The organism is Streptomyces sp. NPDC007875, from assembly GCF_042868035.1.
GTDB lineage: Bacteria > Actinomycetota > Actinomycetes > Streptomycetales > Streptomycetaceae > Streptomyces > Streptomyces antimycoticus.
Window position 1 is genome coordinate 1 of sequence record NZ_JBIADZ010000078.1, and the last position, 10,437, is coordinate 10,437.

Here is a 10,437-nt window from a genome sequence, read left to right on the forward strand (position 1 = left end):
CTTCGGCGGGAGGGCGACGAGGTCCGTGCGCTGTTGTCCGCCGTCGCTCGACTGCATGTGGCAGGCGTAGGCGTCGACTTCGGCGCCCTGTTCGGCGGTGCGGTTCCGCCCGTCCACCTCCCCGATCTGCCCACGTACGCCTTCCAGCGCGCGCACTACTGGCTCCATGACACCCGGCCCGCTGCTCACCAGGGCCCCGTCGGCGCCTCCGACGACACCGATGACGCCCGGTTCTGGGCCGCCGTCGAACGTGAGGACCTGGGCTCGGTGGCCGAGGCGCTGGACCTGGCCGATGGCGAGGACGACCGCGCCGCTCTGGACGCCGTGGGCGGTGCGCTGGGCGTGCTGTCGGACTGGCGACGCAAGCGCGGTGAGAAGTCCGCGGCCGACCGGCTGCGCTATCAGGTCACCTGGAAGCCGCTTCCCGGCGCCGCCTCCGGCGTACCCACCGGCACCTGGCTGGTCGTCCTGCCGCACGGCTGCCGGGACGAGGAGTACGTGGCCCAGGTGGCCCCGGCGCTGAATCGCCAGGGTCTGCGCACCACGATCCTGCGGCTCGACGGAACCGAGACGGCGGACCGCGTCGCTCTCGCCGAGACGCTGCGCGGCGCGCTGGCGGACCATGAGGACATCGGCGGAGTGCTGTCCCTGCTCGCGCTCGACGAGCGCATACGTCCCGGCTCCGCGACGCTCACCGAGGGGGTCGCAGCCACGTTGGCGCTGGTGCAGGCCCTCGGCGACCTGGGCTCCGGCCACCGTCTGTACTGCGCCACCAGGGGCGCGGTGAGCGTGGGCGCGGCGGACCGGCTCAGTGCCCCGGAACAGGCGGCGGTGTGGGGACTCGGCCTGGCCGTGGCGCTGGAGCAGCCGGACCGCTGGGGGGCGCTGGTGGACCTCCCGGACGTGTTCGGCGACCGTGCCGCCCGGACCCTGCTCGGCGCGCTGGCCGATCCCGGTGACGAGGACCAGTTCGCGATCCGTGCCACGGGCGCGTTCGTGCGCAGGATGCGCAGCCAGCCACTGCCCACCGCCGTGGCGAAGCCGGAGTGGCGGCCGCGTGGCACCGTCCTGGTCACCGGCGGTACGGAGGGACTCGGCCGGCACGCCGCGCGCTGGCTGGCCGGTGCCGGTGCCGAACACCTGGTGCTGACCGTCGGTACGGATCCGGGGGCGCCGGATCCGGAGGCGCCGGATGTGGTGGCCTTGCGGGACGAGCTGAGCGGCCAAGGCGCCAAGGTGACGGTGTGCCCGGTGGACCTCACCGACCGGGACGCGGCCGAGCGGCTGCTCACCGGCCCAGCCGCGTATCCCGAGCTCACCGGCGTCGTCCACACCGCAGACCTCGCACGGATCGCCCAGACCGACGCCACCAGCGCCGATGAACTGGCCCGGACGCTGGCCGCCAAGGTCGACGGTCTGCTCCATCTCGACACGCTCCTGGCCGATCGGGACCTGGACCTGTTCGTGGTCTTCTCCTCGGTCGCCAGCGTCTGGGGCGGTGGCGGCCAGGGGCTGATCGGCGCGGCCAACGCGCAGCTCGACGCCCTGATCGAGCGTCGCCGCGCCAGGGGGCTGGTGGCCACCTCGGTGGCCTGGGGTGTGATCGACGGCTTCGGTGTGGCCGCCGACGCCACCGCCCAGGAGCAGCTGCGCCGCCGTGGGGTGCTGCCCATGGCGCCCGAGGCGGCCATGGCGGCCCTGACGTACGCCGTCCGCCATGGCGACACGCTCGTGGCCGTGGCGGACATCGACTGGGCGGCGTTCGTCCCGGCCTTCACCTCGCTGCGGCCCAGCCCGTTGATCAGTGACCTGCCGGGCGTTCAGGAGATCGTCGACAGCCTTCGGCCGGACGAGGCCACCGACGAGTCCGCCTCGGAGTTCCTGCGCGAACTGGCCGCGCGCTCCGACGCCGAGCGGGAACGCGCGCTGATGAAGGTGGTGCGCGAGAACGCGGCCATCGCACTGGGGCACAGCGGTGTCGAGGCCGTGAAACCGCAACGCGCCTTCCAGGAGATGGGGTTCGACTCCCTGGCGGCGGTGAACCTGCGCAACACCCTCGGCGCCGCTCTGGGCACCCGGCTGCCGGCCACCCTCGTCTTCGACTACCCCACGCCCGCCGCGCTGGTGGAGTACCTGCGCACCGAGCTTCTGGGGGACCAGGGTGACGACGAGGTCACCGAGGCCGATGAGGAGGAGATCCGCCGCGTCCTGGCCTCCGTACCGTTCAGCCGGTTCCGCGAGGCCGGAGTGCTCGACGCGCTGCGGTCGCTGGCCAGGACGGATGCGACCGCGGAAAACGGGAGTCGGCCGTCCGCCGACGAAGAGCTCGACCTGATCGATGGAATGGATATCGCCGGACTGGTCCAACGGGCATTCGACGGAACCCAGTTGTGATCGCGCACTCGAAGCGGTGGGAGCAGCCATGAGCAGCAGCCAGAGTGAACAGATCGTCGAAGCCCTGCGCGCCTCGCTGAAGGACAACGCCCGGCTGAAGCACGAGTACGACAAGGCGGTCGCGGCCACCTCCGCTCCCATCGCCATCGTCGGGATGGCCTGCCGGTTGCCGGGCGGGGTGAGCACACCGGAGGAGCTGTGGGAGCTGGTGTCCACCGGTGGTGACGGCATCTCCGGCTTTCCGGTGAACCGCGGCTGGGACCTGGACAACCTCTTCCACCCCGATCCGGACCACCCCGGCACCAGCTATGCCACGGAAGGGGGTTTTCTGCACGACGCCGGTGAGTTCGACGCGGGCTTCTTCGGCATCTCGCCCCGCGAGGCCGTCGCGATGGACCCCCAGCAGCGGATCATGCTGGAGCTGTCCTGGGAGGTGTTCGAGCGCGCCGGGATCGACCCGACCACCAAGCGGGGCAAGGACGTCGGTGTCTACTCCGGTATCGCCTTCCACGACTACGGTGCCGGTCTCGCCGAGGTCCCCGAAGGGCTGGAGGGCTTCATCCTCACCGGTGGCGCGGGAAGCGTGCTGTCGGGACGGGTCTCCTACGCACTCGGACTCGAAGGCCCCGCCGTGACGATCGACACGGCGTGCTCCTCGTCGCTGGTGGCGTTGCATCTGGCAGCACAGGCGCTGCGTGCGGGGGAGTGCTCGATGGCGCTGGCCGGTGGGGTCACCGTCATGGCGGCCTCCGATGCCTTCGTGGGCTTCTCCCGGCAGCGCGGGCTGGCCCCCGACGGCCGGTGCAAGGCATTCGCGGCCTCGGCGGACGGCACCGGGTTCTCCGAGGGCGCCGGTGTGCTTCTGCTGGAGCGCCTGTCCGACGCGGTCGGCGCGGGACACCCGGTGCTGGCGGTGGTGCGCGGCTCGGCGGTGAACCAGGACGGTGCGTCCAACGGTCTCACGGCACCGAACGGCCCCTCACAGCGGCGCGTCATCCGCCGGGCGCTGAGCAGCGCGCGGCTGTCGGCCGCCGATGTGGACGTGGTGGAGGCACACGGAACGGGTACGGCGCTGGGCGACCCCATCGAGGCGCAGGCCCTGCTGACCACGTACGGCCGGGACCGCGACCGCCCGCTGTGGCTGGGGTCGGTGAAGTCGAACATCGGCCACACCCAGGCGGCCGCCGGGGCGGCGGGTGTGATCAAGATGGTGATGGCGATGCGGCACGGCCTGCTGCCGCGCACCCTGCATGTGGACGCGCCCACACCCCAGGTGGACTGGTCGGCCGGCGCCGTGGAGCTCCTGACCAGCGAACAGCCATGGCCGGAGACGGAACGGCCGCGCCGGGCCGCCGTATCGGGCTTCGGCATCAGCGGCACCAACGCTCATGTAATTCTCGAAGAGGCCCCGGCCCCCCAGCCCACCGAGCCCGACCTCACCACTGGCTCGGCCGCCGAAACCGCCGCCACCACTGATCCGGCGCTGTCCTCGCCGACACCCCCGGTGTTCGACGATGGCCACGATGCCCCGGTGCCGCTTCTGGTGTCCGGGCGGGGCGAGTCGGGACTGCGCGCTCAGGCCCAGCGCCTGCTGTCATTCCTGGACGAACGCCCCGCAGCGGCCCTGCCGGACCTCGGCTGGTCGCTGGCCTCCGGGCGCGCCGCGCTGGAGCAGCGTGGCGTGGTGCTGGCCGCCGACCGGGACGGCGCACTGCGCGGCCTGACCGCACTGGCCCAGAACACCCCCGCACCCGATGTGATCCGCGGTACCGGCCCGGCCACCGGCCACATCGCCTTCGTCTTCCCCGGCCAGGGCTCGCAGTGGCGGGGCATGGCGGCCGAACTGCTCTCCTCCTCACCGGCGTTCGCCACCCGGTTCGCCGAATGCGACGACGCGTTGAGCCGCCTCCTGGACTGGTCCGTCACCGATGTGATCCGCGGGGCCGACGGAGCGCCCTCCCTGGACCGGATCGAGATCCTGCAACCCGCGCTGTTCGCGGTGCATGTGTCCTTGGCGGCGGTGTGGGCGGCGGCCGGGGCCGAACCGGCGGCGGTGGTCGGCCACAGCCAAGGGGAGATCGCGGCGGCGTATGTGGCCGGGGCGCTGTCGCTGGAGGACGCGGCCAGGATCGTGGTCCTGCGCAGCGCCTTGTTCGCCGAGGAACTGGTGGGCAAGGGCGCGGTGGCCTCCGTGGCGCTGTCGGCCGACGCCGTGGAAAAGCGGCTGGTGGCCTGGGGCGAGCGGCTGGTGATATCCGGACGCAACGGGCCCTCGGCGGTGACCGTCGCGGGCGAGGTGGCCGCGCTGGAGGAATTCGTGGCCGGCTGCAAGGCCGACGGGATCCGGGCGCAGGTCGTGGGCTCGACGGTGGCCTCGCACTGCGCCCAGGTCGACCCGTTGCGGGACCGCATCCTCGCCATGTTCGCCGACATCATCCCGCGCCGCGGACACATCCCGTTCTACTCGACGGTCACCGGCGGTGTGCTCGACACCGGCGAACTGGATGCCGAGTACTGGTTCCGCAACGCACGCCGGCCGGTGAACTTCGAGGGCGCCGTCCGCGAGCTCCTCGCCGACGGATTCGGCTTCTTCGTCGAGTCCAGCGCCCATCCCGTGCTGGTGACGGCCCTGCAGCAGATGTTCGAGGACGCCGGGGCCGACGCGGTGGCCGTGGGCTCCCTGCGGCGCGACGAAGGCGGTGCGCGGCGGTTCCTCGCCTCCCTCGCCGAGGGCCATGTGGGCGGGCTGCCGTTGGACTGGTCGACGGTGTTCGCCGGTTCGGACCCGAACCGGATCGATCTGCCCACCTACGCCTTCCAACGCCAGCACTACTGGCTGGAGTCGACCGAGACCTTCGGCGACGCGACCGGGCTCGGTCTCGAACCGGCCCAGCACCCCCTGCTGGGCGCGGTCACCGAATTCCCCGAGTCCGGCGGTGTGCTGTTCACCTCCCGGCTGTCGCTGCGTTCGCATCCGTGGCTGGCGGACCATGCGGCGGCGGGCACGGTGCTGCTGCCCGGGGCGGCGTTCGTGGAGCTGGCGGTGCGCGCCGGTGACGAGGTGGGCTGTGGTGTCGTGGAAGAGCTCGTCATCGAGGCACCACTCACCCTGGCCGAGGGCGACGGCGCCCGCCTGCAGGTGTTCGTGGGCGAGGCGGGCGACGCCGGGCGGCGCCCGCTCTCCGTGCGCTCCCGCCCGGAGGGGAGCGCACCGGGGGCGGCCTGGACGCGGCACGCCACCGGTGTCCTGGCCCCGGCCGCCGTTACCACCCCACCGGACACCGGCCTCGCCCAGTGGCCACCGGCCGGGGCGGTCGCGGTGGACCCGGAGCGGGTGTCGGAGACCTACGAGGACATGGCGGCCGCTGGATACGGCTACGGACCGGCCTTCCGGGGACTGCGCGCGGTGTGGACCCGAGGCGAGGAGGTGTTCGCCGAGGTCGCACTGGCCGAGGACCAGGGGCTCTCGGCGGACGGCTTCGGCCTGCACCCGGTGCTGCTCGACTCCGCCATGCACGCGATCGCCTTCCGCGACCTGGGCGCCGGACAGGTCACGCTGGCGCTGCCCTTCGCCTACCGCGACGTCGCCCTGCACGCAGCCGGAGCGTCCGCCCTGCGCGTCCGCATCACGCCGAACGGCCCCGAGGAGGTGGCGCTTCAGCTGGCGGACACCGGCGGCGCGGCCGTCGCCGCCGTCGGATCGGTGGTGTCCCGGCCGGTGGCCACCGAACTGCTGGACACCGGTACCTCCCCCGCCCGGGAGCGGATGTTCCGCGTCGGCTGGGACGAGCTTCCGGCACCGGTGGCCGACACCACACCGGACACACCGCACCCCGTACCGGTGGCGACCGCCGAGGACATCCGGGAACTGGCCGAGACCGCCGACCTGGGCGTGCCCGAGGCACTGCTCCTGGACCTGACGCGCGGGGCGTTGCTCCCGGACCTGACCGGCGAGGACCAAGAGCCGAGCGCGAGCGGCGTACGGGAGGCCACCGGCCGGGTGCTGGAACTGCTGCAGACCTGGCTGGCCGCACCCGAACTGGAGGACACCCGGCTGCTCGTGCTCACCCACGGCGCGGTGGCGGTGCACCACGACCGGGAGCTGACCGACCCCACCGCCGCCGCCGTATGCGGTCTGCTGAGGTCAGCCCAGGCCGAGAACCCCGGGCGGATCACCCTGGTCGACACCGACCGGGCCCAGGCGTCCCAGGCCCGGCTGTCCAGCGTGTTCACCGTGGAAGAGCCGCAACTGGCCCTGCGCGACGGCATCCGCTACGTCCGCCGACTGACCCGCGCGGACACCACCGGCGCGCTGGCCCTACCCGCGGGCGCGGCGGCCTGGCGGCTGGAGCCCGGCACCGACGGCACCCTCGAAGGTCTGGCCCTGCGCCCCGCGCCCGCCGCGCTGGAGCCGCTGGCAGCCGGTCAGGTCCGGATCGAGGTCCGGGCGGCGGGGCTGAACTTCCTGGACGTGCTGGTCGCCCTGGACATGAACAGGGTCGACGCCACCATCGGCAACGAGGGCTCCGGAGTGGTCACCGAGATCGGCCCCGGAGTGGACGGGATCAGCGTCGGCGACCGGGTGATGGGGCTGTTCCCCGGCGCCGTCGGCCCGCTGGCCGTGGCCGACCACCGCACCGTGGCCAGGATCCCGCACGGCTGGTCCTTCCAGCAGGCCGCCACCGTGCCGATGGCGTTCCTCACCGCCTACTACGGGCTGCGGGACCTCGCCGGTCTCCGATCCGGTGAGGCGGTACTGATCCACGCCGCTGCCGGCGGGGTCGGCATGGCCGCCGTACAGCTCGCCCGGCACTGGGGCGCCGAGGTGTTCGCCACCGCCGCCCCCGCCAAATGGGACGCCGTACGCGCCACCGGAGTCGGCGAACACCGGCTCGGCACCTCGCGCACGGTGGACTTCGAACCGCGCTTCCTGGACGCCACCCAGGGCCGGGGCGTCGATGTGGTTTTGGACAGCCTGGCCGGGGAGTTCGTGGACGCCTCGCTGCGGCTACTGCCCCGAGGAGGCCGGTTCCTGGAGATGGGCAAGACCGATCTGCGGAGCCCCGAGGAGGTGGCATCCACCCATCCCGGCGTCTCCTACCAGGCGTTCTCCCTCTACGAGGCGGGCAACGACCGCATCGGGGAGATGCTCCGCGAACTGGCCGAGCTGTTCGACCGGGCAGCGCTGCACCCGCTGCCACTGAACACCTGGGACGTACGACACGCCCCGGCCGCCTTCCGGTACATGAGCCAGGGACGGCATATCGGCAAGAACGTGTTCACCATGCCCCGCGCCCTCGACGCCACCGGCACCGTCCTGGTCACCGGCGGCACCGGCTCCCTGGGCCGCCTGGTGGCCCGGCGCATGGTGGCCGAGCACGGGATGCGCAACGTTGTCCTTGCCGGACGGCGCGGCAGGGCCGCCGCGGGAATGCCGGAGCTGGAGGACGAGCTCAGCGCGCTGGGGGCCACCGTGCACACGGTGGCCTGCGACCTCGCCGACCGGGAGGCGGTGGCCGCACTGCTCGGCTCGATCCCCCAGGACGCCCCGCTGACCGCCGTGGTGCACACCGCCGGGCTGCTGGACGACGGCGTGATCACCACCCTGACCCCGGAACGGCTGGACGCCGTGTTCCGCCCCAAAGTGGACGCGGTGCTCAACCTGCACGAGCTGACCCGCGACCTCGACCTCGCCACGTTCCTCCTCTTCTCCTCCGGGGCGGGCACCTTCGACTCCCCGGGACAGGGCAACTACTCCGCCGCCAACGCCTTCCTCGACGCGCTGGCCCGCTACCGCCTCGCCAGGGGGCTGCCCGCCACCTCGCTCGCCTGGGGCCTGTGGGGGCAGGTCACCGACATGAGCGCACACCTGGACGACTCCGACCAGCGGCGCATGGCCAAGGGCGGCATGCTCGGCCTCTCCGTACCCGAGGGCATGGAGCTGTTCGACACCGCGCTGCGCGGCCCCGACACCGTACTGGTCCCCGCCCACATGGACTTCGCCGCACTGCGCGCCCTGGCCGGATCCGGCTCGCTGCCCGCACTGCTGCGCGCCCTCGTCCGGGCCCCCCGCCGGGCCGTCGACAACGCGGCGGCGGACACGGACGACCTGGTGAGCAGGCTGGCCCGGGCAACCGCCGGCCAGCAGGAGAAGATCCTGCTCGACCTGGTCCAGCAGGAGGCCGCCGCCGTCCTCGGCCACGCCTCGGCCGACCTCATCGAACCGAACCAGCCCTTCAAGGAGATCGGCTTCGACTCGCTCACCGCCGTGGAGCTGCGCAACCGACTCTCCCGCCGCGCCGGGGTGCGGCTGCCGGCCACCCTCATCTTCGACCATCCCGCCCCCGCGCCACTCGCCCGCTACCTGCTGGCCGAACTGGGCCAGGAGGTCGACACCTCCGAGGTGCTGATGGCCGAGCTCGACACCGTGGCCGCGACCCTGGCCGAGGTGACCCCCGATGCCACAACCCACGCCACGGTGCTGGCCCGCCTCCAACTGCTGGTCGAGCAGTGGGAGACCACGGAAGGCGCCACACCCGCCGACGAGGACGAGGAGTTCGACGTGGACACCGCGACCGACGAAGCCATGTTCGAACTCATCGACCGGGAGTTCGGCACATCGTGACCGCCCGGCCCCGCGCGACCGCACACCGCACCCCGCCGACCCTCCAGCACACGCCACCGTTTCCTTCAGGAGTGACCACTGATGGCAGATGACGGGAAGCTGCGCGAATACCTCAAGCGCGTGCTGGCGGACGCCCGCCGTTCCCAGAAGCGGGTCCGCGAGCTGGAGGCCGAGAAGTCGGAGCCGATCGCGATCGTCGCGATGGCCTGCCGGCTTCCGGGCGGAGTGTCCTCCCCGGAGCAGCTGTGGGACTTGGTGCAGCAAGGGCGGGACGGAATCACCGGCTTCCCGGTGAACCGCGGCTGGGATCTGGCGCACCTGTTCCATCCGGACCCGGACCACCGGGGTACCAGCTACGTACGCGAGGGTGGCTTTCTGCACGACGCCGGGGAGTTCGACGCGGGCTTCTTCGGCATCTCCCCGCGCGAGGCGGTCACGATGGATCCGCAGCAGCGCATCATGCTCGAGCTGTCCTGGGAGGCGTTCGAACGGGCCGGAATCGACCCGACCGCGTGGCGCGGCAAGGACGTCGGTGTCTTCTCGGGGTTCGCGGGCAGCGACTACGGCGTCGGGCTGCCGGAGCTTCCCGAGGCACTGGAGAGCTATCTGATGACCTCCGACGCCGGAAGTGTGCTGTCCGGCCGGATTTCCTACACCTTCGGGTTCGAGGGCCCCGCCGTCACGGTCGACACCGCGTGCTCGGCGTCCCTGGTGGCCCTCCACCTGGCGGCGCGGGCCCTGCGGGCGGGAGACTGCTCGATGGCGCTGGCTGGCGGCGTCACCGTCCTGGGCACCCCCCGCGCGTTCATCGGCTTCTCACGCCAGCGCGGACTCGCCGCCGACGCGCGCTGCAAGGCATTCGCCGCGGCGGCGGACGGCACCGGCTTTTCCGAGGGCGCCGGAGTGCTGCTGCTGGAGCGGCTGTCGGACGCGGAGCGGAACGGTCATCGGGTGCTGGCGGTGGTGCGGGGCAGCGCGGTGAATCAGGATGGTGCGTCGAATGGTCTGACGGCACCGAACGGCCCCTCGCAGCAGCGTGTCATCCGGCAGGCGCTGGCCCATGCGCGCCTCACCGCCGCCGAGGTGGACGCGGTGGAGGCCCATGGGACGGGCACGGCGCTGGGCGACCCGATCGAGGCGCAGGCGCTGCTGGCCACATACGGCCAGGGGCGACCGGAGGACCGTCCGCTGTGGCTCGGCTCGCTCAAGTCCAACATCGGCCACACCCAGGGAGCGGCGGGCGTGGCCGGTGTCATCAAGATGGTGATGGCCCTGCGGTATGGGGTGTTGCCGAGGACGTTGCATGTGGATGAGCCGTCGCCACAGGTGGATTGGTCGGCGGGTGCGGTGGAGTTGTTGACCGAGGAGCGGGTGTGGCCGGAGGTGGGGCGTCCGCGTCGGGCCGGGGTGTCGGGGTT

3 protein-coding genes are annotated in these 10,437 nt (G+C 72.5%); all 3 read left to right on the plus strand.

Features of this window, described 5'->3' with window-relative positions; all coding sequences use genetic code 11:
- Positions 1–2,394 (plus strand): SDR family NAD(P)-dependent oxidoreductase (locus ACFYOY_RS48820; protein ID WP_388594544.1); only part of this gene is annotated, 2,394 nt, incomplete at its 5' end.
- 28 nt (positions 2,395–2,422) lie between these two features.
- Positions 2,423–9,019 (plus strand): type I polyketide synthase, encoded by a 6,597-nt coding sequence (locus tag ACFYOY_RS48825; protein ID WP_388594547.1) that lies wholly within the window; start codon positions 2,423–2,425, stop codon positions 9,017–9,019.
- Positions 9,020–9,100: 81 nt separating this feature from the next.
- A partial coding sequence (locus tag ACFYOY_RS48830) for a type I polyketide synthase (protein WP_388594549.1) occupies positions 9,101–10,437 on the plus strand: 1,337 nt, incomplete at its 3' end.